Annotated in this window: 21 protein-coding genes; 6 read left to right on the top strand and 15 right to left on the bottom strand. The window is 61.1% G+C overall.

Annotated features, from left to right (window positions below; all coding sequences use genetic code 11):
• Positions 1–15: 15 nt before the first annotated feature.
• The gene (locus tag ACYAR8_RS04385; protein ID WP_245760009.1) at positions 16–384 is read left to right on the top strand and encodes an MGMT family protein; all 369 of its coding nucleotides are present in this window, start codon (positions 16–18) and stop codon (positions 382–384) included.
• 42 nt (positions 385–426) lie between these two features.
• Complete coding sequence (locus ACYAR8_RS04380; RefSeq protein ID WP_463579177.1) at positions 427–1,992, top strand: AmpG family muropeptide MFS transporter; 1,566 nt, start codon at positions 427–429, stop codon at positions 1,990–1,992.
• Positions 1,993–2,249: 257 nt separating this feature from the next.
• Here the strand turns inward: ACYAR8_RS04380 and ACYAR8_RS04375 are convergent, their stop codons facing one another.
• Together ACYAR8_RS04375 and ACYAR8_RS04370 are read right to left on the bottom strand one after the other, a co-directional pair.
• Positions 2,250–3,098: a mechanosensitive ion channel family protein gene (locus tag ACYAR8_RS04375; protein WP_108120791.1), complete on the bottom strand. Its 849-nt coding sequence runs from the start codon at positions 3,096–3,098 to the stop codon at positions 2,250–2,252.
• Between the two features lie 151 nt (positions 3,099–3,249).
• Complete coding sequence (locus tag ACYAR8_RS04370; RefSeq protein ID WP_065992166.1) at positions 3,250–3,735, bottom strand: YajQ family cyclic di-GMP-binding protein; 486 nt, start codon at positions 3,733–3,735, stop codon at positions 3,250–3,252.
• 172 nt (positions 3,736–3,907) lie between these two features.
• On the opposite strand from ACYAR8_RS04370, the gene ACYAR8_RS04365 reads away from it, so the two are divergent.
• The 3 genes from ACYAR8_RS04365 (at position 3,908) to ACYAR8_RS04355 (ending at position 7,522) form a co-directional block, all read left to right on the top strand.
• Positions 3,908–4,828 carry a putative 2-dehydropantoate 2-reductase gene (locus tag ACYAR8_RS04365; protein WP_463579176.1) on the top strand — a complete coding sequence of 307 codons (921 nt, stop codon included), beginning with the start codon at positions 3,908–3,910 and terminating at the stop codon, positions 4,826–4,828.
• A 62-nt stretch (positions 4,829–4,890) separates the two neighbouring features.
• Positions 4,891–6,939, top strand: coding sequence for a sensor histidine kinase (locus tag ACYAR8_RS04360; protein ID WP_463579175.1), 2,049 nt, complete (start codon positions 4,891–4,893; stop codon positions 6,937–6,939).
• A gap of 4 nt (positions 6,940–6,943) precedes the next feature.
• Positions 6,944–7,522 (top strand): cob(I)yrinic acid a,c-diamide adenosyltransferase, encoded by a 579-nt coding sequence (locus ACYAR8_RS04355; protein ID WP_074884494.1) that lies wholly within the window; start codon positions 6,944–6,946, stop codon positions 7,520–7,522.
• A 95-nt stretch (positions 7,523–7,617) separates the two neighbouring features.
• Here the strand turns inward: ACYAR8_RS04355 and ACYAR8_RS04350 are convergent, their stop codons facing one another.
• The 4 genes from ACYAR8_RS04350 to secA all read right to left on the bottom strand — a co-directional run bounded on the left by ACYAR8_RS04350 (position 7,618) and on the right by secA (position 13,333).
• Positions 7,618–8,562 carry a Nudix family hydrolase gene (locus tag ACYAR8_RS04350; RefSeq protein ID WP_463579174.1) on the bottom strand — a complete coding sequence of 315 codons (945 nt, stop codon included), beginning with the start codon at positions 8,560–8,562 and terminating at the stop codon, positions 7,618–7,620.
• Between the two features lie 2 nt (positions 8,563–8,564).
• A complete protein-coding gene (locus ACYAR8_RS04345; RefSeq protein WP_108120728.1) occupies positions 8,565–9,191 on the bottom strand; it encodes a glutathione S-transferase family protein in 627 nt (208 codons plus the stop codon).
• Positions 9,192–9,229: 38 nt separating this feature from the next.
• Positions 9,230–10,447, bottom strand: a complete 1,218-nt coding sequence (gene argJ / locus ACYAR8_RS04340; protein WP_463579173.1) for a bifunctional glutamate N-acetyltransferase/amino-acid acetyltransferase ArgJ — start codon at positions 10,445–10,447, stop codon at positions 9,230–9,232.
• Between the two features lie 135 nt (positions 10,448–10,582).
• Complete coding sequence (secA, locus tag ACYAR8_RS04335; RefSeq protein ID WP_074884482.1) at positions 10,583–13,333, bottom strand: preprotein translocase subunit SecA; 2,751 nt, start codon at positions 13,331–13,333, stop codon at positions 10,583–10,585.
• A 319-nt stretch (positions 13,334–13,652) separates the two neighbouring features.
• On the opposite strand from secA, the gene ACYAR8_RS04330 reads away from it, so the two are divergent.
• Positions 13,653–14,120: a DUF721 domain-containing protein gene (locus ACYAR8_RS04330; RefSeq protein WP_074884479.1), complete on the top strand. Its 468-nt coding sequence runs from the start codon at positions 13,653–13,655 to the stop codon at positions 14,118–14,120.
• Positions 14,121–14,751: 631 nt separating this feature from the next.
• Here ACYAR8_RS04330 and lpxC read toward each other — a convergent pair.
• The 9 genes from lpxC to murD all read right to left on the bottom strand — a co-directional run bounded on the left by lpxC (position 14,752) and on the right by murD (position 25,210).
• Positions 14,752–15,663 carry a UDP-3-O-acyl-N-acetylglucosamine deacetylase gene (gene lpxC, locus ACYAR8_RS04325; RefSeq protein ID WP_065992158.1) on the bottom strand — a complete coding sequence of 304 codons (912 nt, stop codon included), beginning with the start codon at positions 15,661–15,663 and terminating at the stop codon, positions 14,752–14,754.
• A gap of 112 nt (positions 15,664–15,775) precedes the next feature.
• On the bottom strand, positions 15,776–16,966 hold the full coding sequence (gene ftsZ / locus ACYAR8_RS04320) for a cell division protein FtsZ (RefSeq protein WP_074884474.1): 1,191 nt from the start codon (positions 16,964–16,966) through the stop codon (positions 15,776–15,778).
• A gap of 63 nt (positions 16,967–17,029) precedes the next feature.
• On the bottom strand, positions 17,030–18,289 hold the full coding sequence (gene ftsA, locus ACYAR8_RS04315) for a cell division protein FtsA (RefSeq protein ID WP_037014678.1): 1,260 nt from the start codon (positions 18,287–18,289) through the stop codon (positions 17,030–17,032).
• Positions 18,290–18,304: 15 nt separating this feature from the next.
• The gene (locus ACYAR8_RS04310; protein ID WP_065992154.1) at positions 18,305–19,177 is read right to left on the bottom strand and encodes a cell division protein FtsQ/DivIB; all 873 of its coding nucleotides are present in this window, start codon (positions 19,175–19,177) and stop codon (positions 18,305–18,307) included.
• Positions 19,178–19,180: 3 nt separating this feature from the next.
• Positions 19,181–20,140 (bottom strand): D-alanine--D-alanine ligase, encoded by a 960-nt coding sequence (locus ACYAR8_RS04305; RefSeq protein ID WP_463579172.1) that lies wholly within the window; start codon positions 20,138–20,140, stop codon positions 19,181–19,183.
• A complete protein-coding gene (gene murC / locus ACYAR8_RS04300) occupies positions 20,137–21,597 on the bottom strand; it encodes a UDP-N-acetylmuramate--L-alanine ligase (RefSeq protein WP_074884470.1) in 1,461 nt (486 codons plus the stop codon). The genes ACYAR8_RS04305 and murC overlap by 4 nt, the downstream gene beginning before the upstream one ends.
• Positions 21,590–22,663, bottom strand: coding sequence for an undecaprenyldiphospho-muramoylpentapeptide beta-N-acetylglucosaminyltransferase (murG, locus tag ACYAR8_RS04295; protein WP_108120723.1), 1,074 nt, complete (start codon positions 22,661–22,663; stop codon positions 21,590–21,592). The genes murC and murG overlap by 8 nt, the downstream gene beginning before the upstream one ends.
• Positions 22,650–23,867 carry a putative lipid II flippase FtsW gene (gene ftsW, locus ACYAR8_RS04290; RefSeq protein WP_463579171.1) on the bottom strand — a complete coding sequence of 406 codons (1,218 nt, stop codon included), beginning with the start codon at positions 23,865–23,867 and terminating at the stop codon, positions 22,650–22,652. The genes murG and ftsW overlap by 14 nt, the downstream gene beginning before the upstream one ends.
• Complete coding sequence (gene murD, locus ACYAR8_RS04285; RefSeq protein ID WP_074884462.1) at positions 23,864–25,210, bottom strand: UDP-N-acetylmuramoyl-L-alanine--D-glutamate ligase; 1,347 nt, start codon at positions 25,208–25,210, stop codon at positions 23,864–23,866. Before murD ends, ftsW begins: the two co-directional genes overlap by 4 nt.
• Positions 25,211–25,215 lie beyond the last annotated feature (5 nt).

Raw genomic sequence — 25,215 nt, 5'->3', positions numbered from 1 at the left:
TACAGGAACGAATGCGTGATCGAACAATCCGCCGCGCATGACGACCCCGCCGGCCTCTCCCCTGCAGAGGCACGGCGTACGGCGTTGTACCTTACGCTGCATCAAATACCGGAAGGCAAAGTGGTCAGTTATGGGCAACTGGCTGAGCTGGCCGGTTTGGGACGAGCGGCGCGCTTCGTGGGCAGGGCGTTGAGCCAGTTGCCGGACGGCAGCAGCCTGCCGTGGCATCGCGTGATTGGCGCCGGCGGGCGCATCAGCCTGGCGCCCGGAACCGTGTCGGGCGAGGAGCAACGCGCACGGTTGCGGGCCGAGGGCGTGACCATCCGTAACAATCGTGTGGATATGCAGCGTCATGGCTGGCGCCCGACAGAGCACAACGGTTAGAGTGCGCGCTTTGTTTACGTAACCTGAGGCAGATTCCAGCCCATGCCCCGCAAAACCTGGCGCGCCGCGCTCGCCGCATATGCCAGCCCCTCTACGTTTGTGCTCCTGTTGCTCGGCTTTGCCGCGGGCATGCCCTACATGTTGGTGTTCTCAACGCTGTCGGTCTGGCTGCGTGAAGCCGGCGTCGCGCGTGAAACCATTGGCTACGCCAGCCTGATCGGTCTGGCCTATGCCTTTAAATGGGTCTGGTCGCCGCTGCTCGATCAATGGAGCCTTCCGTTCCTGGGCCGCCTTGGCCGCCGGCGTTCGTGGCTGGTGCTCTCGCAGTCGCTGGTCATCCTTGGACTGATCGGTATGGGGTTCTGCGATCCGCAGCAGCACCTCTCGTGGCTGATCGCAATTGCAGTGGTGGTGGCGTTCTCTTCGGCGACCCAGGACATCGCTATCGACGCCTACCGCCTGGAAGTCGCCAGCGACAGCCAGCAAGCGACCCTCGCGGCCAGCTACATGGCCGGCTACCGCGTCGCCGCCCTGCTCGCCACCGCCGGCGCGTTGTACTTCGCTGAAGGGTTCGGCTCCACCGGCTTTGCCTACAAGCACTCGGCCTGGGCCGGCACGTATGTGCTGTTCGGTCTGCTGATGGTGCCCGCGCTGATCACCAGCCTGATCATGCGCGAACCGTCCGTGCCAATCCGCACCCAGCTGTCGGCCGTGCGCTACGGCTTTGCCCATCAACTGGCCTCGGTGTTCGTGCTGATCATTCTGCTGGTCTCGGTGCCAGCCATGTTCACTCAGCTGTACAACACCGATTTCGCCAGCGTGCTGTTTCAGGGCACCACGTGGAAAGACCTGCTGATGGAAGACCGCGCCTTTCTGCGCGCGATCCTCTACACGCTGCTGACCGTGGCCTGCCTGTCGTCCATGGGCCGCCGCGGCCTGGCGCCGGTGCTGACGCCGATCAACGATTTCATCCTGCGTTATCGCTGGCAGGCGTTTCTGCTGCTGGGGCTGATTGCCACCTATCGCATGTCCGACACGGTCATGGGTGTGATGGCGAACGTGTTCTACATCGACCAGGGCTTCACCAAGGATCAGATTGCCAGCGTCAGCAAGATTTTCGGTCTGGTGATGACGCTGGCCGGCGCGGCGTTCGGCGGCCTGGCGATCGTGCGTTTCGGCATTCTGCCGATCCTGTTCATCGGCGGTATCACGTCGGCGGCCACCAACCTGCTGTTCCTGATGCTGGCCGACATGGGCCCGAACCTGAAGATGCTGATCGTCACGATCTCGCTAGACAACTTCAGCTCGGGACTCGCGACGTCAGCGTTTGTGGCCTACCTGTCGAGCCTGACCAACCTCAAGTTTTCGGCCACTCAATACGCGCTGCTCAGCTCGATCATGTTGCTGTTGCCGCGTCTGATCGGCGGCTATTCCGGCGTCATGGTGGAGAAGTTGGGGTATCACAACTTTTTCCTCGCCACCGCGCTGATGGGCGTACCGACCTTGTTCATGATCGCCCTGCACTGGGCGCAGGAAGCACGCCGGGAAGCGCGGGAAGAACAGGAAGCGGCCGAAGAACCACCCAAGCCTGCGGATTCAACTCTGTAAGGCGAACCCGACTCTGTAGGAGCGTGGCTTGTCCCGCGATCGGCTGCGAAGCAGTAGTAAAGCTTGCGACGGCCTTCGTTGCTGACGCACCGCACTCACCGGATTGACTGCCGCTGCGCGCCAAATCGCGGGACAAGCCACGCTCCTACGCCCTTCGGGCAGAAGCAAACCTCAATCATGCAAAGGCACCAACACCCACTCAAAAAAAAGCCCCGCACTCTCACGAGTCGGGGCTTTTTGCTTTCTGCGATCGAGCGTTACACCTTTGCGGGCTGCTCGTCCTGCACCACACGAATCACCCGCTGCGGGAACGGGATGTCGATGTTGGCCGCGCGCAAACGGTCGCGGATTTCAGCGTTGAAGCGGTTCGACACGTCACCGAAGTCACCGGTCTTGGTCCACACACGCAGCGACACGGTAATCGAGCTGTCGCCCAGTGCCGCGACCACCGCCTGTGGCGCCGGATCCTGCAAGATGCGCGGATCATCCGCCATGTCCATCAACACTTGCAGCGCCTGCTTGAGGTCGGCGTCGTAATCGATGCCCACGTCGAAGGTGATCTTGCGCGTCGGCTGGCGATTGGTGTTGGTGATGATGCCGTTGGACAGATTGCCATTGGGCAGGATCACCGTCTTGTTGTCGCCGGTGCGCAGCACGGTGTGGAAGATCTGAATCCCGTCCACGGTGCCGGACACGCCTTGGGCTTCGATCCAGTCGCCAATGCGGAACGGACGGAACAGCAGAATCAATACGCCGCCGGCAAAGTTCGCCAGGCTGCCCTGCAACGCCAGGCCAATGGCCAGACCGGCCGCACCGATCGCGGCAACAAATGAGGTGGTTTCAACCCCGATCATCGACGCGACGCTGACGATCAGCAGGATCTTCAGAATGATGTTAGTGATGCTGCTGATAAAGCCCTGCAACGCCAGGTCGACGTGGCGCAGCGCCAACAGCGCGCCCACGCGGGAAGTCAGTCTATTGATCAGCCACCAGCCGACCAGCAGGACGACCACTGCGAGCAGCACCTTGCTGCCGTATTGCATGACCATCGGGATCCAGGCCTGAGACGCTTTCACCAGATGGTCTACCTGGCCGTTTAAATCCAAGTCCATCTATTTCTCCTCGGGGTCGCGACATGGAAGGCTGAAGCAACGGTGCCGAGTGGGCCCGTTATTTCAGCGAGACCTGCATTCGGACGCACAGGAACCTCTCGGGTTCCTGTGCCGACATGAAATTGCAGGGCCAATCGCGGGGGAATCAGTCGCGGAAGTTGTTGAATTGCAGCGGCATGCCGAACTCGTGACCACGCAGCGCAGCAATCGCTTCTTGCAGGTCGTCACGCTTCTTGCCGGTAACGCGTACTTGCTCGCCCTGAATCGCGGCCTGAACCTTGAGCTTGGCCTCCTTGATGTGAGCGACAATCTTCTTCGCCAGCTCCTTGTCGATGCCTTCCTTGAGGGTGGCTTCCTGCTTCATGACCTTGCCGGACGCGAAGGGATCCTTCAGTTCCAGGCACTGCACATCGATCTTGCGCTTGACCAGGGCCAGCTTGAGGATCTCGATCATGGCTTCGAGCTGAAAACCTTCTTCGGCCGTCATCTTAATCAGCAGGTCTTTTTCCGTGAACTCGAAGCTGCCTTTGCCTTTGAGGTCGTAGCGGCGGTCCAGCTCTTTGATGGCGTTGTCGACGGCATTCGTGACTTCGTGTTTATCCAGTTCGGACACTACGTCGAACGAGGGCATGTAGATTCTCCAATTGATACGGCGCGGCTCAACATGTGGATGGAGCACGCCTGACTTGACGGTATGAAAGCCCGATCATTATAACGAGACTTTTCCCACGTTCATGTGAGCCTGCGATGTTGATTTCGTTTTCCCTGCGCACCGAGATCTTCGTCATCGGGCGTCATTTCTTTTGAATTCCGTGTGCTGGCACGTTCTGGGCGCGGGCAGTCTGGGCAGTCTCTGGGCCACGCGACTGGCCCGGGCAGGCTTGCCGGTGCGGCTGATCTTGCGCGACAAGGCCCGACTGACGGCCTACAACGCGCAAGCCGGTCTGGCGTTCAACGAAAAAGGTCAGCGCCAGACGTTTGCCATTCCGGCGCAGACGCTCAGCGCAGATGAACCCATCCAGCGGCTGCTGGTGGCGTGCAAGGCCTACGATGCAGAGCGTGCGGTTGCAGCCGTCGCCCATCGCCTGACCGCCACCGCTGACGTTCTACTCCTGCAAAACGGTCTCGGCAGCCAGGACGCCGTGGCCGCCAGAATTCCTGAGGCACGCTGCATCTTTGTCTCCAGCACCGAAGGCGCTTACCGCGATGAAGACTGGAGCGTGATGTTCGCCGGGCAAGGCTCCAACTGGCTGGGCGACACACAGCACGACGCGGCGCCGGCCTGGCTGGATGAGCTCAAACAGGCGGGCATCCCCCATCAGTGGACCGCTGACATCGCCGAACGCCTCTGGCGCAAACTTGCGCTCAACTGCGCCATCAACCCGCTGACCGTGTTGCATCAATGCCGCAACGGAGGGCTGCAGGCTCATGCTGAACAAGTGACGGCGCTGTGTGCAGAGCTTGCCCACGTGCTGCAACGCTGCGGCCAGTCCGGCGCTGCTGAAGGGTTGCTGGATCAGGTGCAGCAGGTGATTGCCGCCACCGCCGGGAATTATTCCTCGATGTATCAGGACGTCGCCCAGGGCCGTCGCACCGAGATCCGCTACTTGCTCGGGCATGTCTGCGCCACGGCGGCTGCCATAGATTGCGCTGCGCCAAAGCTGAACCAGCTACGCTTGCGGCTGATCGAACACCTCAACGCCCGAGGCCTGCCCAGCGACTGACGGGTTTGCTCACGGGCGGAACAGCGCTAACCTGCCCGCTTCTTACTCCGGTGACCCGCCCCATGCCATTGCGCCAGCGCCTCGAAAACCTTCCGGTCGGTCAAAAACTCCTGGCCGCCTTGCTGGTGTTGCTCACCACGGTGCTGGTAGTCGCCAACCTGACCTTCATCAGCGCCGCCTATTACATCTCTCAAGAAGCGATGGCGCCCCAGGCATTGCAAACGATCGGTCGGCTGATCAGCAATCCCGGGCTCTCCGAACAAGCCCTTTCCTCGACCTATAACGCCCAGGCGCTGCTCAATGAACTGAAAAACTACGGCCCGTTGCGAGCGGCGGCGGTGTACGAAAGCAGCGGTACGCGTCTGGCGCAGATGCAGCAAGGCGACAAACTGCGCATGCCTGACCACTACCGGGATCTGGAGAGCTGGCGCATTACCGAGTTTCGCAACACTCAGGTCATCCCCATTCCCAAAGCCGGGCAAGCGCCGGGGCATCTGTTGCTGGTGGCGAGCAGCGAATTGCCGACGGCGTTCTACACCGGCACGCTGACCGCCAGCCTCGGCATCCTGATTTTCAGCATCCTGCTCTGGGCCGGTGTTGCCCGGCAGATTCGGCGTTTTATCACCGAGCCGATCTATCAGCTGGAAGACCTGTCGCGGCGGGTCACCCGCGAGGAGAACTACGCGCTGCGGGCGACGCCCGGCAACAAGGACGAAATCGGTTCGCTGGCCGAGGCGTTCAACACAATGCTCTCGCGTATGGAAGCCCGTGAGCAGCAACTCAGACGCGCCCGCGATGACTCTCAGGAAGCCTACGATCAGGCCCAGGGCCTGGCGGAAGAAACTCGCCACACCAACCGCAAGCTGGAGCTGGAAGTCCAGGTCCGCAGCAAGATCGAGAAGAAGCTCACAGGGTTTCAGAACTACCTCAACAGCATCATCGACTCCATGCCGTCGGCGCTGATCGCTCTGGATGAGCAGCTGTACGTCACCCAGTGGAATCAGGAAGCCGGCGCCCTGTCCGGCACGCCGCTGGACGAAGCGCTCAACCAGCCCATCTACTCGGCGTTCCCGCCGATGCGAGCGTTTTTGCCGCAGATCAAACAGACCGTCGAGCGGCATACCGTCACCAAGATCGAGCGGGTGACCTGGGTCAAGGGCGAGGAGTCGCGTCATTACGCCCTCACCTTCTACCCCCTTGCCGGCGATGCCGGCCGTGGCGCGGTAATCCGCATCGATGACATCACCCAGCGCCTGTCGCTGGAGGAAATGATGGTCCAGTCGGAGAAAATGCTCTCGGTGGGTGGGCTCGCCGCCGGCATGGCCCATGAGATCAACAACCCCCTCGGCGCGATCATGCACAACGTGCAGAACATCCGCCGTCGGCTGTCGCCCGATTTGCCGAAGAATCTGGAACAGGCCGAGCAGGAAGGCATTCAGCTGGCGGCGGTGAATCAATACCTGATCGCCCGGGAAGTGCCACAGTTGCTTGACGGCATCCAGTCAGCCGGAGCGCGTGCGGCGAAGATCGTCAGCCATATGCTCAGCTTCAGCCGGCGCAGCAACCGTCAGTTGGCGCCCTGTGATCTGCCGGCACTGATCGATCAGGCGGTGGAGATCGCCAGCAACGACTTCGACCTCACCATCGGCTTCGACTTCAAGGGCCAGAACATCATTCGCCAGTTCGATCCTGCTCTGGGACCGGTGCCTGCGACGGCCAACGAACTGGAGCAAGTGCTGCTCAACCTGCTGAAGAATGCCGCTCAGGCCATTCACCAGCGCGAGAACGCCAGCGAGCCGGGGCGCATCATTTTGCGCACGCGCCTGAACCCGCCATGGGCGGAGATTCAGGTCGAGGACAACGGCATCGGCATGCCGGAAAGCGTGCGTAAGCGCACCTTCGAGCCGTTCTTCACCACCAAGGAAATCGGCCAGGGCACAGGCCTCGGTTTGTCGGTGTCGTATTTCATCATCACCAACAACCACAAAGGCCAGATGGAAGTGCATTCCACTCTCGGCCAGGGAACCTGTTTCACTTTGCGTCTGCCGCTGGTGGACAATTCGATAGATATGCCTGCACCACAGGTCATTGGTCAGAACGACCGGGAGTAGAGCCATGGGATTTCGCTTGTCGAAAATTTACACGCGCACGGGTGACACCGGCGAGACGGGTTTGGGCGACGGCCGTCGGGTGCCGAAAGATCACCCGCGGGTTGAGGCCATCGGGGAAGTTGATTCGCTGAACAGTCAGGTCGGCGTGTTGCTGGCCGGCCTTACGGCAGCAGTGGCGACTCAGCCGGCGCTGCAGGAGGTCATCGACGTATTGGCGCCCTGTCAGCATCGGTTATTCGACCTGGGCGGCGAGCTGGCGATGCCGGAATACCAGGCGCTGAATGCGGCAGAGATCGAGCGCCTGGAAACGGCCATCGATCACTGGAATGAAGAGCTGGGGCCGCTGGAGAATTTCATCTTGCCGGGCGGCTCGACGCTGATCGCCCAGGCCCACGTGTGCCGAAGCCTGGCGCGCACGGCAGAGCGGCGTTGTCAGCACCTCAACGCGGTCGAGCCGCTGGCCGGTGTCGGGCTGGCGTACATCAATCGGCTGTCGGATTTGCTGTTTGTCGCGGCACGGATCATTGCCCGGCGTGAGGGCGTTGCAGAGATTTTGTGGGAGCCTGCGAAAAAGCCGCAGTGATCACACAGAACGGTGCCAGTCGGATTCACTACTGAAGATGGACGCCGCTTCTGTAGGAGCCGCCGGGGTGGCGCGCTCCTACCATGTGATCCTCTTCAGCCCTGCGGCCAGAACGCGCGAATTCCGGCCACACCCTGCGCGCCAAATTCCCAAGCGTGCTGACGGTCCGTAGGCCCTACCCCGCCCAGCAGATAAACGGGCTTGCTGAAGCCCTCGATCAACTCGCGGGCCTTTTCCCAACCCAGCGGCTGGGCATCTGGATGGCTCTGCGTCGGCAGCACGGGCGAGAGCGTGACAAAATCCACGCCCATCTGCTCGGCCAGACTCAACTCTTCGACGTCATGACATGAGGCCGCCAGCCAGCGGTCCTCAGGGAACGGACGGCCCTTGCTGGCGTATTTGCGCAGCTGTTCGCTGGTCAGGTGCCAGCCCGCCGCCGGAAAGTCTCCCAGCCATTCGCGCGGCCCTTTGAGCATCAACTGCGCCTTGCCCGCGCACAGCCCGACCGCGTCGACCGCCACGTCACGGTATTTAGGGTCGTACATGTTCGGCGCTCGCAGCTGAACCAGCTTGATGCCACCAGCCACTGCCGTGCGTATGCCGCGCAGCAGCTCCGGGGTATCGAGATCGTCCGGCGTGATCAGGTATTCGCCCGGCAGACGTGCAGCGGCCACGATCGGCCGATTCGCTGCCGGGAATTCATACTCGGCCAGTTCCCGCTGCGATACCCAGGCCAGGGGTTGCCCCTCAGCACCGTGGGGCTCGCCGGTGAACGACGAGACCTCCCAGACGTCCAGCAACACCTGTTTGTCCGGGTAGTCGTGCTTGATCTTGATCAGCGGACGCGCCGCTGTCACCACGATGCCGAGCTCTTCTTGCAGCTCGCGGGATAGCGCGGCGTCGACCGACTCATCAGGTTCGACCTTGCCGCCGGGAAACTCCCACAAACCGCCTTGATGCTGTTTATCGGCGCGCCGGGCGATGAGGATCTTGCCGTCGGTGCCACGGATAACCGCCGCCGCTACATGGATGCGTTTCACGTTCAACCTTCCTCCAGACCCGCCTGCTGCCAGCGCTTGAACTCAGGCCACTGATAAATCGTTTCGACGTAGGCTGCCGCGTCTGCCGGCAGCTCGACGTGATAGGTACGAAATCGCACGGCGACCGGTGCGAAGAACGCATCGACGATGCCCGGCGTACCGAACAGGAAACCCTCGCTCACGCCCGACACCGCGCGGCATTCACGCCACAGCGCAACCATGCGTTCGATATCTGCCTGAGCTTCGACCGCAATGACTTCGAGCGCCTCGTCCTGACGCAAGTCCATCGGCAAACGCGAGCGCAGTCCGACAAAACCGCTGTGCATCTGCGCGCACGCCGACCGGGCCTGAGCGCGGGCTGCAACGTCCGCTGGCCACAATCCTGCATTCGGAAAGCGCTCCGCCAGATACTCACAAATCGCCAGTGAGTCGACGATGGTGCCGTGCTCGCACTTCAGCGCAGGGACTTTACCGGTTGGCGAATGCTCCAGAATCAGCCGTGTGGTGTCCGCCTGGTTCAGGCGAATCACCTGATCGGTGAACGCTTCGCCGGTCAGCGCAAGCGCCAGCCAGGGACGCAGCGACCAGGAGGAATAACGTTTGTCGCCGATGATCAGGTGCAGGCTCATGTCTTGGCTCCGTTGAAACCGGTGGACTCGCTCGTGACTCAGGTGCGGTATTCCGCGTTGATTTTCACGTATTCGTGCGACAGGTCGGTGGTCCAGATGGTTTCGCTGCAATCGCCACGGCCCAGCTCGATCCGGATAGTGATCTCTTCCTGCGCCATCACCAGCGAGCCTTGCTCTTCAGTGTAGGTGCTGGCGCGGGCGCCTTTGCTGGCGATGCACACGTCACCCAGGAACACGTCGATCTTGCTGACATCGAGGTTCGGCACGCCCGCGCGACCCACGGCCGCCAGGATCCGGCCCCAGTTCGGGTCCGAGGCGAACAGCGCGGTTTTGATCAATGGCGAATGGGCAACGGTGTAACCCACGTCCAGGCATTCCTGATGATTGCCGCCGCCGTTGACTTCGACGGTCACGAACTTGGTGGCGCCCTCGCCGTCACGGACGATGGCCTGGGCGACGTCCATGCACACCTCGAAGACGGCTTTTTTCAGCGCTTCGAACAGTGGGCCCTTGGCTTCGGTGACAGCGGGCAGGTCGGCCTGGCCGGTGGCGATCAGCATGCAGCAGTCGTTGGTCGACGTGTCGCCATCAATGGTGATGCGGTTGAACGACTTGTTGGCGCCGTCGCGAATCAGGTCCTGCAGCACGTTCGGCGCGACATTGGCGTCGGTGGCGATGTAGCCCAGCATGGTCGCCATGTTCGGACGAATCATGCCCGCACCTTTGCTGATGCCGGTCACGGTGACGGTCACGCCATCAAGCACGAACTGACGGCTCGCACCCTTCGGCAATGTGTCGGTGGTCATGATCCCGGTGGCCGCCGCCGCCCAGTTGTCTACGGACAAATCATCCAGCGCCGCCTGCAGCGCACCTTCGATCTTCTCGACGGGCAATGGCTCGCCGATCACGCCGGTGGAAAACGGCAGCACGGCGCTGGCATCGACCCCGGTGATCTCGGCCAGCTTCGCGCAGGTGCGCTCGGCGGCGGCCAGGCCTGGTTCGCCAGTGCCGGCATTGGCGTTGCCGGTGTTGGTCAGCAAATAACGCACCGTGCCTTGCACGCGCTGCTTGGCGAGGATCACTGGCGCCGCGCAAAAGGCGTTCAGCGTAAACACGCCTGCGACGCTGGAGCCTTCGGCGCAGCGCATGACCACGATATCTTTGCGCCCCGGGCGCTTGATGCCGGCGGAAGCGATGCCAAGTTCAAAACCGGGAACCGGGTGCAGCGTCGGCAAAGGACCAAGACCAACAGCCATGAAGTGCGCTCCTTGAAAGACAGTCACGCCATGCGGCCCCGCCGACACGGCTCGATTGATTGAAAAACGCCGCGACGGCAGAGCCGGTCGCGGCGTGATTTTACAGTTCAGCCAAAGCTTGTCGCAGCTTGCAAATCAGTTGATCTGGCCGTGACAGTGCTTGAATTTCTTGCCCGAACCACACCAGCACAATTCGTTGCGACCCAGCTTCTGGTCGTTGCGAACCGGCGACAGCGCGGCGGCGGCGGCTACCGCGACGTCTTCACCCTCTTCGGCGAGCAGGTCAGGCTGATCCAGGCCCGGCGCTTCGGCGTGCTGGAACTGCATGCGCTGGGCCAACTCCTCGGCTTCGCGGCGCAGACGCGCCTCTTCCTCGGCTGGATCTTCACGGCGAACCTGAACGTGGGACAGCACACGAATGGCATCGCGCTTGATCGAATCAAGCAGCTCCTGGAACAGGGCAAACGACTCGCGCTTGTATTCCTGCTTCGGGTTCTTCTGAGCGTAGCCGCGCAGGTGGATACCGTGACGCAGGTGATCCATGGTCGACAAGTGGTCTTTCCACAGGTCGTCCAGAACGCGCAGGAGAATCTGCTTCTCGAACGTGCGCAGTGCCTCGGCACTGGCCTGGTCTTCTTTCTCGTTGTAGGCGGCCAGAATGGCTTCCATCAACTTCGGACGCAGGGTGTCTTCGTTCAGGTGATCGTCTTCGTCGAGCCACTGCTGAACCGGCAGCTTCACGCCGAAATCGCTGCTCAGCGCAGCTTCCAGACCCGCGACGTTCCACTGCTCAGGCAACGACTGCGGCGGGATGTGTGCGGTGATGGTGGCGTCGAGGACTTCTTCGCGGAACTCGGCAATGGTGTCACCAATGTTGGTCGCAGCCAGCAGGCTGTTACGCATGTGGTAGATCACTTTGCGCTGTTCGTTGGAAACGTCGTCAAACTCCAGCAGTTGCTTGCGGATGTCGAAGTTGCGGCCTTCGACCTTGCGCTGTGCTTTTTCGATCGCGTTGGTCACCATGCGGTGCTCGATCGCTTCGCCGGACTGCATGCCCAGCGCTTTCATGAAGTTCTTCACCCGGTCAGAGGCGAAGATGCGCATCAGGCTGTCTTCCAGCGACAGGTAGAAACGGCTCGAACCGGTGTCACCCTGACGACCGGCACGACCACGCAGCTGGTTGTCGATACGACGGGATTCGTGACGCTCGGAAGCGATCACGTGCAGACCACCCGCTTCAATCACTTGCTGATGGCGCTTCTGCCAGTCGGCCTTGATCTGCGCGATCTGCTCAGGGGTCGGGTCTTCCAGGCTGGCAACTTCAACTTCCCAGTTACCGCCCAGCAGAATGTCAGTACCGCGACCGGCCATGTTGGTGGCGATGGTCAGCGCACCCGGACGACCGGCCTGGGCAATGATTTCAGCTTCTTTTTCGTGGAACTTGGCGTTCAGAACCTTGTGCTCGATGCCTTCCTGCACCAGCAGGCGGGACATGTGCTCAGAGGTTTCGATCGTCGCTGTACCCACCAGCACCGGACGTTGCTCGGCCAGACAGGCCTTGATGTCGGTGATGATCGCCGCGTACTTCTCTTCGGCGGTCAGGTACACGAGGTCGTTGAAATCTTTCCGCGCCAACGGCTTGTTCGGCGGAATGACCATCACGGCCAGGGCGTAGATCTGGTGGAATTCGAACGCTTCGGTGTCCGCCGTACCGGTCATGCCGGACAGCTTGTTGTAGAGACGGAAGTAGTTCTGGAAGGTGGTCGAGGCCAGAGTCTGGCTCTCGGCCTGAATGTTCAGAACTTCCTTCGCTTCGATAGCCTGGTGCAGGCCTTCGGACAGACGACGACCCGGCATGGTGCGGCCGGTGTGCTCGTCGACCAGCAGGATCTGGCCGTCCTGAACGATGTATTCGACGTTGCGATGGAACAGCTTGTGGGCACGCAGACCGGCGTAAACGTGGGTCAGCAGACCGAGGTTATGCGCGGAATACAGGCTCTCGCCTTCAGCCAGCAAACCGACTTCAGTGAGCATCTCTTCGATGAACTGGTGACCGGACTCGTTCAGCTCTACCTGACGGGACTTCTCGTCGATGGAGAAGTGACCCTGCTTGGTGACCACGCCTTCCACTTCCTCGATGTGCTGCTCGAGCTTGGGGATCAGCTTGTTGATTTCGGTGTAGAGCTTGGAGCTGTCTTCGGCCTGGCCGGAGATGATCAGCGGGGTACGGGCTTCGTCGATAAGAATAGAGTCAACTTCGTCGATCACGGCGAAATTCAGTTCACGCTGGAATTTATCTTCCAGACTGAACGCCATGTTGTCGCGCAGGTAATCGAAACCGAATTCGTTGTTGGTACCGTAGGTGATGTCGGAGGCGTAGGCGGCGCGCTTCTCTTCCGGCGGCTGGAAAGGCGTGACCACGCCTACGCTCAGACCGAGGAATTCATACAGCGGGCGCATCCAGTTGGCGTCACGACGGGCCAGGTAGTCGTTCACCGTGACCACGTGCACACCCTTGCCGGACAGTGCATTGAGGTAGACCGCGAGGGTCGCGACGAGGGTTTTACCTTCGCCGGTCCGCATCTCGGCGATCATGCCTTCGTGCAGTGTCATGCCACCGATGAGCTGTACGTCGAAGTGACGCATGCCCATGATGCGTTTACCCGCCTCGCGGCAGACCGCGAAGGCTTCTGGCAAGAGCTGGTCGAGGGTCTCACCTTTGGCTATGCGGGCCTTCAACTCGTCGGTCTTGGCGCGCAGCTGTTCGTCCGAGAGGGCGAGCATTTGCTCTTCGAAGCTGTTGACGACCTGGACCGTCTTGAGCATGCGCTTCACTTCGCGCTCGTTCTTGCTTCCGAAAAGTTTTTTTAACAAAGGTGCAAACATATCGAAAGGATCTTCCACACATAGGGATGGAGGGCGGCCCCGTGAGTCGCCCGAGCAGCCCTCATGGCCGCATGCGAACGAGCATTCTACCCGGAAATGGTGGTGAGGAAAGTGGCGTTATTCCACGATGCTGGCACAGCAATGTTACGGGGCAGAAGTACAATAGGGTCATTTCCCGTGACTTCAACCCATGCGGGCGAGAAGTTTTATTAATGTTTTTTCATGATCGCTTGGCGCATTTGTGCCCGGAATGCCTGATGCAAAGGTGCTCCAACCGATTCTGCTAAGATCACGCCCTGGCAACACAAGGCACCCCATCATGGCATTTCGTCCCCTCCCCGCTCGCGTACCGGCCGTTCTTCTGCGCGAATCCCGGCCGCTTAAAGCCATCTTCAACCACGCCCAACGCCTCGCCCATTTGCAGCGTCTGCTGGAAAGCCAGCTACAACCCGCCGCCCGCGAGCACTGCCACGTCGCGTCCTGGCGCGAGGGCACACTGCTGCTCATCGTCACCGACGGCCACTGGGCCACTCGACTGCGCTATCAACAGAAGCGTCTGCAACGGCAACTGGTCGCGTTCAAGGAATTCGCCAACCTCACTCGCCTGCACCTGAAGGTACAGCCCGCAAGAACGCACCGAAGTGAGATGGGTCATACGCGCGATCTTTCCGTTGCAGCGGCCGAAACCATCTCCGCAACGGCCGAAGGCATCACCGACCCGAAACTGCGTGCCGCGCTGGAACGGCTGGCAGCGCATGCCGTGACGAAAGAAACTGGGGAATCATGATGCTGACTACCCCGGCCCGCCGATTCGCAGCATTCGGCTAAAGACCGGACGCGGAGCGTCCTGGGATGCATACCCACGCAGAGCGTGGGCAAGATCAGTCTCAGCCCTCTTTAACCAAATCCAAAAATGCCAGCGCTCTTACTGGCCCCTTCCCGGCTAAAGCCGGTCCCACTAAAAAGCACCGCGTACACCTGCGGGACCGGCGTCGCCCTCGTAGGACCGGCTTCAGCCGGGAAGCTTTTGATCTTGATGTTCAACCACATGCAGCCCAGACACCGCCGATCGCGACTTGGGTGCAGGCTGAGCGCAGGTCTCGCGCAGTGGGCCGAGCCGCATGGATGCGGCGAGAGCGCCGTCAGGGCATGGATGCCCGTTCGGCGCGGGCCCACGGAGCGAGACCGGAGTGAAGGTATTCCGACGAAGGAGGAACCCAACCAGGAGCACGGCCTTTTTGGTTACTTTTTTCTGGGCCGGCAATCCGGGCTGTTGGAAAAAGTGACCCGCCGTAAGGGCGGAACCATAATTCCAGCAAACACAAAAAACGGATATGCCCGCTATCCAATCGACGATCAATAAAAAAGGCCACCCGAAGGTGGCCTGAAAACATCAAAAACTAGGAAGAAGAGACTGTCTACACCGCCGCAACGGGGCGCATGTAAGAGATCGGTGCGGTGCTGGCATCTTCGAAGGTCACAACTTCCCAAGCGTCTTCCTGAGCGATCAACGCACGAAGCAAACGATTGTTCAGACCGTGTCCCGACTTGAAGCCCTGATACTCGCCGATCAGACTGTTGCCCAACAGATACAGGTCACCGATGGCATCCAGAATCTTGTGCTTCACGAACTCGTCTTCATAACGAAGACCGTCCTCGTTCAGCACGCCGTCCTTGTCCACGACGATCGCGTTTTCAACGCTGCCGCCCAGAGCAAGGTTATGTTTACGCAGGTATTCGATGTCTTTCATGAAACCGAATGTCCGCGCACGGCTCACTTCTTTAACGAACGAAGTGCTGGAAAAATCCACGCAAGCCGTCTGTGTACGGTTCTTCAGATACGGGTGATCGAAATCGATCTCGAACCCGACCTTGAAACCTTCAAACGGTAAAAACTTGGCGGACTTGCCGTCTTCTTCTACGCACACTTCTTTCAGTATGCGGATGAATTTCTTCGGTGCGTCCTGTTCTTCCAGGCCAGCCGATTGAATCAGGAATACGAAGGGACCTGCGCTGCCGTCCATGATTGGAACTTCGGAGGCAGAAAGTTCAACGTAGGCGTTATCGATGCCAAGGCCGGCCATGGCCGACAGCAAGTGCTCGACCGTATCGACCTTCACGTCGCCATTGAACAGCGTCGTGGAGAGCGTGGTGTCACCCACATTCAACGCGTGAGCGTTGATCTGGACCACCGGCTCAAGGTCGGTACGGAAAAACACAATGCCAGCGTTCACAGGTGCTGGTTTGAGGGTCAGGTAAACCTTCTCCCCCGAGTGCAGGCCGATACCTGTGGCACGGATAATATTTTTCAGGGTGCGTTGTTTAATCATGGCATTGGCCGCTTCAGCGCGTATCGCGAATTAGTATCAACAAAGGCTGGCGATGATAGCAGACCCCGCCTTTGCTGAACACCAATCACCCTTATACCCCTGATAGAACCCATTAATCAGCCTGACGACGCAGGAACGCTGGAATGTCCAGGTAATCCAGATCGTCTTGCGGATTCATCTTCGCGGCGGCTGTTGCGCCCGCGTGTGCCTGATTGCGCATCACGGTTGGGCGGTCCAGATCGCGGTAGTTGACCGAAGGCAGCTCCTGGCGTGCGGCGTGTTGCTGCGCAGGTGCGGCTTGAGCGGTCTGCATGGTGTTGTCGATGACCTTCACAGGCTTCTCGATTTTTGCACCCAGGCCGGTGGCAACCACAGTCACGTGCAGCTCGTCGCGCATGTCCGGATCGATAACGGTACCGACCTTGACCATGGCGTGCTCGGAGGCGAACGCTTCGATGATGCTACCCACGTCGGAGTACTCACCCAGAGACAGGTCAGGACCGGCGGTGATGTTGACCAGAATGCCGCGAGCACCTTGCAGGTTCACGTCTTCGAGCAACGGGTTGCGGATGGCCGCTTCGGTGGCTTCACGCGCACGGTTCGGACCGCTGGCGCAGCCAGTGCCCATCATCGCCATGCCCATTTCGGACATCACGGTGCGTACGTCGGCGAAGTCGACGTTGATCATGCCCGGACGCTTGATGATGTCGGAGATACCGCGAACGGCACCGGCCAGTACATCGTCAGCCTTGGCGAAAGCCGACAGCAGGCTGGCGTCCTTACCGAGGATAGTCAGCAGCTTCTCGTTGGGGATGGTGATCAACGAGTCGACGCTTTCGGACAGCGCGCGGATGCCTTCATCGGCGATCTGCATACGCTTGCGGCCTTCGAACGGGAACGGACGGGTGACGACCGCAACAGTAAGAATGCCCATTTCCTTGGCCACTTCGGCAATGATCGGTGCAGCACCGGTACCGGTACCGCCGCCCATGCCAGTGGTGATGAAGACCATGTTGGTGCCTTGCAGCACTTCAGCGATGCGCTCGCGGTCTTCCAGTGCAGCCTGACGGCCGACTTCAGGATTTGCACCTGCGCCCAGGCCTTTGGTCACGCCGGTACCCAATTGCAGAATGGTACGTGCGCCAATGTTTTTCAGGGCCTGAGCATCGGTGTTGGCGCAGATGAACTCGACGCCTTCGATGTTGCTTTTGACCATGTGATTGACTGCGTTGCCGCCGCCACCACCAACGCCGATAACTTTAATTACCGGGCTTTGTGGGATGTTGTCTACGAGCTCGAACATGTTCCCTCTCCTTCAGTTCTCTAGTTTTATGTCGCCTGTTGCCTGCCTACCACTTTTTGAATCTTAGAAATTCCCCTGAACCCAGCGTTTGAGACGCTCTAACACTGGGGCCTTCGGTTCATCGCTATAACTGCTACCGGAGCCGGAAAGGCCGGACAGCGAGATGCCGTCAGACTGCTTTTGCAGTCCGTACAGCAACAGGCCGACGCCGGTTGAGTAAATCGGGTTGCGAACGACGTCCGCGAGCCCTTTGACGCTGTGCGGTACGCCGAGGCGGACCGGCATGTGAAAGATCTCTTCGGCCAGTTCGACCGCGCCTTCCATTTTCGAGGTGCCACCGGTCAGCACGATGCCGGCCGGGATCAAGTCTTCGTAGCCGCTGCGACGCAGTTCGGCCTGGATCAGGGTGAACAGCTCGTCATAGCGCGGCTCGACAACTTCAGCGAGGGCCTGACGGGACAGCTCACGGGGTGGACGGTCGCCGACGCTTGGCACTTTGATGGTTTCGCCGGCTCCAGCCAGTTTGGCCAGGGCGCAGGCGTAGCGGATCTTGATTTCTTCGGCGTACTGGGTCGGTGTACGCAGCGCCATGGCGATGTCGTTGGTCACCTGGTCGCCGGCAATCGGGATCACCGCGGTGTGGCGGATCGCGCCTTCGGTGAAGATTGCGATGTCGGTGGTACCGCCGCCGATGTCCACCAGGCACACGCCCAGTTCTTTCTCGTCGTCAGTCAGCACCGAGTAGGCCGAGGCCAGCTGCTCGAGAATGATGTCGTCGACTTCGAGGCCACAGCGGCGCACGCATTTTTCGATGTTCTGTGCAGCGTTCACTGCGCAGGTCACCACGTGAACCTTGGCTTCCAGACGCACGCCCGACATGCCCAGTGGCTCGCGAACGCCTTCCTGGTTATCGATGACGTAGTCCTGCGGCAACGTGTGCAGCACGCGCTGGTCAGCCGGGATCGCCACAGCCTGGGCAGCGTCGAGCACGCGCTCAAGGTCGGCCGAGCTGACTTCGCGGTCGCGAATCGCCACGATGCCGTGGGAGTTCAGGCTGCGGATGTGATTGCCCGCAACGCCGACAAACGCCGAGTGAATGCGGCAACCGGCCATCAGCTGCGCTTCTTCTACGGCGCGCTGGATCGATTGCACGGTGGATTCGATATTCACCACGACGCCCTTCTTCAGGCCGCGGGACGGGTGAGTGCCGATACCGACGATTTCCAGCGTGCCATCAGCCGCGACTTCGCCTACCAGCGCCACCACTTTGGAGGTGCCGATATCCAATCCGACGATCATTTTGCCGCTTTGCACGTTTGCCATGGGTCCTGCCTCTTATCAATTCTTCGCGACGGCGGGTTTGTCCGTCGTTGGCGCTGCTGCCTGTTCGCGCCAACCAACGGCCAGGCCGTTGTTGTAACGAAGGTCGACTCGCGCAATGTTCGTGATCTGGTCTTTCAGTGTCTTGTCATAGATGGCGATAAAGCGGCGCATCTTCTCAAGCAGATTGCCTCGTCCCAGCAGCAGCTCCAGGCCTGGGCCTGCATTGCCTGCGCCGGTGGTCAGAAACCAGCTGCCTCGCTCACGCAGTTCCAGGCGAGCGATGGAGAACCCCAACGGGCGCAACATCTGGCTCAGTACCTGGTACTGCTGCATCACCTGCTGTTGGGCCCGTTGAGGCCCGAACAACTGCGGAAGGTGTTCGTAGTTGGCCAGTTCACGCGGGGTGAATGCCTGACCCTGGTTGTTCAGCAGGGATTGATCACCCCAGCGCGCAACCGGTAATTGTTCTTCCAGACGGATCACCACCTGATCCGGCCAGACGCGACGGACCTCGGCGTGGGCAATCCATGGCATTTGCTCAAGCTCGGTGCGCATGCCGGCCAGATCAATGTTGAAGAAACTGGTCGCCACGAACGGCGCGATTCGCTGCTGCACGGCTTGCTGACTGATGTAGCTCAAATCGCCCTGCACGTTGATCCGCGAGATCGGCCGGTCGGCGTAAGGCAGCAAGCGCTGGGCGGCTTCATACGTACCGAAACCGAACACAACCAACAGCACAGGCCACATCAGGCTGCGCAGGAAACCGAAGTTCGGTCGCGACATGCGCGACGACATGGGCTCCTTGGCGACCATGCGGCTGGCACCCCGCGGCACCGGCTTGTTGCGGCCGGTGGCGGATTGCTGATGACGAACCGTTGCGCCGTGCATGATCTACCCTTCCACCTGGACGCTGTCGGCCAGAATCGCTAACACCAACTGTTGGAAATCGAGCCCGGCCGCACGCGCAGCCATCGGTACAAGGCTGTGGTCGGTCATGCCGGGAACGGTGTTCACTTCCAGCAACCAGAATTTGCCGTCGGCGTCCTGCATGACGTCGGTGCGTGCCCAGCCGGCAATGCCGACCGCTTCACACGCCCGCGCCGTGAGTGCCTTGAGCTCATCTTCTTTGGCTGCATCGAGGCCGCAAGGGATCCGGTACTGAGTATCGGAAGCCAGGTATTTGGCGTCGTAGTCGTAAAAACTGTGGGGAGTACCCAGACCGATGGGAGGCAATACCTGCCCACGCAGTGAGGCGATGGTGAACTCCGGACCTTCGATCCATTGTTCGACCAACACTTGCGAATCGTAGGTACGGGCGGCGTTCCAGGCGGCGATCAATTCGTCGACGCCAGTCACCTTGGCCATACCGATGCTGGAACCTTCATGGGCGGGTTTGACGATCAAAGGAAAGCTCAGTTCCGTCGCCGCAGAAATACAATCCGCTTCGCTGCTCAGCACCGCATGGCGGGGCGTCGGCAAGCCGAGACTCTGCCAGACCTGCTTGGTGCGCAGCTTGTCCATCGCCAGCGCCGACGCGAGCACGCCGCTGCCGGTGTAGGGGATTTCCAGGCACTCCAGCAGACCCTGCATGGTGCCGTCTTCGCCACCGCGACCGTGCAGCACGATGAACGCGCGATCGATCTTTTCGCTGACCAGCCGCTGCAGGAAATCCTCGCCCACGTCGATACCGAACGCGTCGACGCCTGCGCTTTGCAGGGCCTCAAGCACTGCGCTGCCGGATTTCAGGGAAACCTCCCGCTCCGCGCTCTTGCCGCCGAACAGCACGGCGACGCGACCGAAGCGTTTCGGCTCCAGCGTCGAGAACAGGGCGGACTGCAGGGCGGCTGTCATTTCAGCTTACCTTCGGTTGAGGCCACGATGGCGCCGGTGAACAGCGGGCTTTTCAGCAATTGCGGTGCGAGCCCGCCGATGTCGCCGGCGCCCTGGCACAGCAGAATGTCGCCGGCGCGCAGCAGCGGTTTGACCAGCGGGGCCAGTTCGACGCCACGCTCGATGTAGATCGGATCAAGCTGACCGCGCTGACGAATGCTGTGGGCCAGCTGACGGCTGTCCGCGCCCGGAATCGGTTCTTCACCGGCCGGATAGACTTCCATCAGCAGCAGCACGTTGGCGTCGTTCAAGACCTGCACGAAATCGTCGTACAGATCGCGGGTACGGCTGTAGCGGTGCGGCTGGTAAACCATGACCAGGCGGCGATGCGGCCAGCCGCCGCGCACAGCTTTGATGACGGCAGCGACTTCGGTCGGGTGGTGGCCGTAATCGTCGACCAGCATCACCGTGCCGCCTTCAACCGGCAGTTCACCGTAGACCTGGAAACGTCGACCCACGCCCTGGAAGCCCGAAAGCCCCTGCACGATGGCCTCATCCGTAATGCCTTCGTCGGTGGCGATAGCGATGGTCGCCAGCGAATTGAGCACGTTGTGGTTGCCCGGCATGTTCACCGACACATCGAGCGGCTCGCGGTCACGACGCAGCACGGTGAAGTACGTTTGCATGCCTTCCTGACGGACGTTAATCGCGCGTACGTCGGCAGCTTCGTTGAAACCATAAGTCATGGTCGGACGCTTGACCGACGGCAGAATGTCGCGCACCACCGGATCATCGATGCACACCACTGCAAGCCCGTAGAACGGCAGGTTGTGCAGGAATTCCACGAAGGTTTTCTTCAACTTGTTGAAGTCACCTTCGTAGGTCGCCATATGGTCGGCGTCGATGTTGGTGACGACCGCCACCATGGGCTGAAGGTGCAGGAAGCTCGCGTCACTCTCATCGGCTTCGGCGATCAGGTAACGGCTGGTGCCCAGCTGCGCATTGGTGCCAGCTGCATTCAGACGACCGCCAATGACGAACGTCGGATCAAGGCCACCGGCCGCGAATACCGAAGCGATCAGGCTGGTGGTCGTGGTTTTGCCGTGAGTACCGGCGACGGCGATGCCGTGGCGATAGCGCATCAACTCGGCCAGCATTTCAGCCCGTGGCACGACTGGAATACGACGCTCAAGGGCAGTCGCCACTTCCGGGTTAGAGGTGTTAACGGCGCTGGACACGACCAGCACATCAGCGGCAGCCGCGTTTTCTGCGCGATGGCCGATGAAAATCTGCGCACCGAAGGACTCCAGACGCTCGGTCACTGCCGAGGTCTTGAGGTCTGAACCGGACACGTCATAGCCCAGGTTCAGCAATACTTCGGCAATACCGCACATCCCCACGCCGCCGATGCCCACGAAGTGGATACGACGGATGCGGCGCATTTCCGGCTGGGGCATGGCGCGTTGATTCTCAACCATGGGCCACCTCCAGGCAGATATCGACGACGGTGTTGGTGGCATCAGGCTTGGCCAGTTGGCGAGCCGTGACGGCCATGCGGTTCAATTGTTCGGGTTGCATCAAAACCTCTTTCAGGCGAGCGGCCATCTCGGCGGCGCCAGTTGTCGCTTGCGGCATGACGAAGGCAGCGCCCTCGCGAGCCAGATATTCGGCGTTGCGCGACTGGTGATCGTCGATCGCGTGGGGCAAAGGCACCAGCAACGACGGCAGCCCGGCAGCAGCCAGTTCACTGACGGTCAACGCACCTGCGCGGCAGACCACCAGATCCGCCCAGCCATAGGCTTGGGCCATGTCTTTGATGAAGGGGGCGACCTGCGCCTCGACACCGGCGGCGCGATAACGCTCGGCGGTCACTTCATCGTGATGCTTGCCGGCCTGATGAAACACTTCAGGGCGGATGTCGGCCGGCACTTGCGCCAGGGCTTCCGGCAGCAATTTGTTCAGCGGCTCGGCGCCAAGGCTTCCGCCCAGCACCAGCAAACGAGGCCGGCGACCGATCAGAGTCTGGCGCGGCGTCTCGAAAAACAGCTCGGCGCGTACCGGGTTACCGGTGGTACGGCGCTTGGCCGATGCGGCGAAGGTCTGCGGGAACGCTTCACAGACCCGCGCAGCGAACGACGCCAGGCTGCGATTGGCCGTGCCCGCGACGGCGTTTTGTTCGTGGATGATCAGCGGCACGCCAGCGAGTTTCGCCGCCAGACCGCCAGGGCCTGTCACGTAGCCGCCGAAGCCAACAACGCAGACCGGCTTCAACTCACGCACGACCTTGCGCGCCTGCAACAACGCCTTGATCAACATGAACGGCGCCTTCAGCAGCGACAGCCGACCCTTGCCACGCAAACCGGTGACGTTGATCAGGTGAAGCTTCAAACCTGCCGCGGGCACCAGCTCGTTTTCAATCCCACGGGGCGTCCCCAGCCAATGCACGGTGTAACCGCGGGCCTGGAACTCACGGGCACACGCCAGCGCCGGGAACACGTGTCCACCGGTGCCGCCCGCCATGATCAAAACGTTACCGGCGGCCATGGGTCGGCTCCTCGGCAAAGTCGCTTTCCTGGAACTCGGCTTCTTCACTGCCCATGTTGTTGCGCGATTCCCACTCGATGCGCAGCAACAGGCCCAGGCTGGCGCAGCAAATGATCAACGAGCTGCCGCCGTAGCTGAGGAACGGCAGGGTCAGACCCTTGGTCGGCAGCAAACCCACGTTCACGCCGATGTTGATCAGGAATTGACCAATCCAGAGGAAGGCCAGGCCGTACGCGGTGTACGCGGCGAAGAACTGCTTGGCGCGCTCGGCCCACATGCCGATGTACATCGCCCGGATACTGACGAAGACGAACAGCCCGACCGTGGCGAGCGAACCCACCACGCCCAGCTCTTCGGCCAGTACCGAGAACACGAAGTCGGTGTGGGCTTCCGGCAGGTAGAACTGCTTCTGCACGCTGTTGCCGAGGCCGACGCCGAACCATTCGCCACGACCGAAGGCAATCAGCGCCTGGGTCAGCTGGTAGCCGGAACCGAATTGATCGGACCACGGGTCGGTGAAGGTAATCAGACGCGCCATCCGGTACGGCTGCGCCTGGACCAGCACGAACACAGCGCCAACGGCCAAGGCCACCATCAAGCTGAAACGAAACAGACCGACGCCGCCGAGAAACAGCATCGCAGCCGCCGCGCCCATCATCACGACGGTGGCGCCAAAGTCCGGCTCCATCAGCAGCAAGCCAGCCATGGGCAGCAAGACGATGAACGGCTTGAAGAAGCCCATCCAGCTCTCACGCACCTCCTGCTGGCGACGAATCAGGTAACCGGCCAGGAAGATCACCACGAAGACTTTGGCGATTTCCGACGGCTGCACGTTGAACATTCCGAAGCCGATCCAGCGCATCGAACCGTTCACCTCACGCCCGATGCCGGGCACGATCACCGCGATCAGCAGGCCGAACGCGCCGATCAGCATCAGCCAGCCCAGACGCTGCCAGGTGGCGACGGGGACCATCATGGTCGCGACGCAAGCGACGAGGCCGAGCACCAGATAGATCAAGTGACGGGTCATCATGTACAGCGCGTTGCCTGACTGAACGGCGGCCACTTCCGACGACGCGGAAGTGATCATCACCAGGCCCAGGCCCAGCAACGCGAGGCAGCCGGCGAGCATCGGGAAATCGACGTCAACGCCACGGCCGCTGATGATCGGCGACGGGTACGGCTTGATCACGCCAAAAATCATGACAAGTCCCCCACGGCCCGGGCGAACAGTTGTCCGCGCTCTTCGAAATTCTTGAACATGTCCAGGCTTGCGCAGGCGGGCGACAACAACACGGCGTCCCCTTCCTGTGCGATATCAGCAGCACGTTGCACGGCTTCTTCCAATGTAGTGACGCGTACCAGAGGCACCGAATCGCCGAAGGTCGCAGCAAGCAGATCCGCATCGCGGCCCAGCAGGACGACGGCGCGGCAATGGGCGGCAACCGGGGCTTTGAGCGGGGTGAAATCCGCGCCCTTGCCATCGCCACCGGCAATCAGCACCAGCTTGCCGTCGATGTCGGCGCCCAGCCCTTCAATCGCTGCCAGCGCGGCACCGACGTTGGTCGCTTTGGAGTCGTCGTAGTAGTTCACGCCGTTGAGCTCACGCAGCCATTGGCAGCGATGAACCAGACCGGCAAATGTCTTGAGGCTGGCAAGCATGGCGTCGAACGGCAGACCGGCCGCATGACCCAGTGCCAGCGCAGCCAGGGCGTTGGCCTGATTGTGGCCGCCACGGATTTTCAGCTCGCGGACCGGCATCAGGTTGTCGAACTGGAAGGCCAGATATTTCTCGCCGTTCTCTTCGCGCAAGCCGAAGCCGTTCCTGTCGGGCTTGTTCAGACCGAAGGTCCAGCACGGCACGCCTTCACCGATCAACGGGCGGGTCAGCGTGTCTTGACGATTGACCACCACCTGCCGCGCGCCGCGGAAGATCCGGTGCTTGGCCAAGTGATAAGCCGGCAGGCCTGTGTAGCGGTCCATGTGGTCTTCACTGATGTTCAGCACGGTTGCCACTTCAGCGCCGAGCTGATCGGTGGTTTCCAGCTGGAAGCTCGACAGCTCCATGACATACAGCTCGACGTCATCGCTGAGCAGATCCAGCGCCGGCGTGCCGAGATTGCCGCCGACGGCGACACGTTTGCCCGCTGCCGCGGCCATCTCACCCACCAGCGTGGTGACCGTGCTTTTCGCATTCGATCCGCTGATGGCAACGATGGGCGCCTTCGCATTGCGAGCGAACAGCTCGATATCGCCGGACAGCTTCACGCCGCGCATGGCCGCTTCCTGCAAAGCCGGGGTCGCCAAGGCCAGACCGGGGCTGACATACAGCTCATCGGCGCGGCACAGGAATTCAACGTCCAGCTCACCACAGCGCACGTCGACCTGCGGGTAGTCACGGCGCAAGGTCGCGAGTTCTGGCGGATTCTCCCGCGTATCGGCGACAGCAAACGACACACCCCGGTTCGCAAGAAAGCGAACCAGGGACATGCCGCTCTTGCCGAGGCCGACAACGATGCGGAAGTGGTCAGAAGCGATCAGTGACACTCGTT

This window comes from Pseudomonas sp. HP_01 (assembly GCF_055284355.1).
Note: the sequence above shows the minus strand (reverse complement) of the source record. Positions and strands in the feature narration are given on the sequence as shown.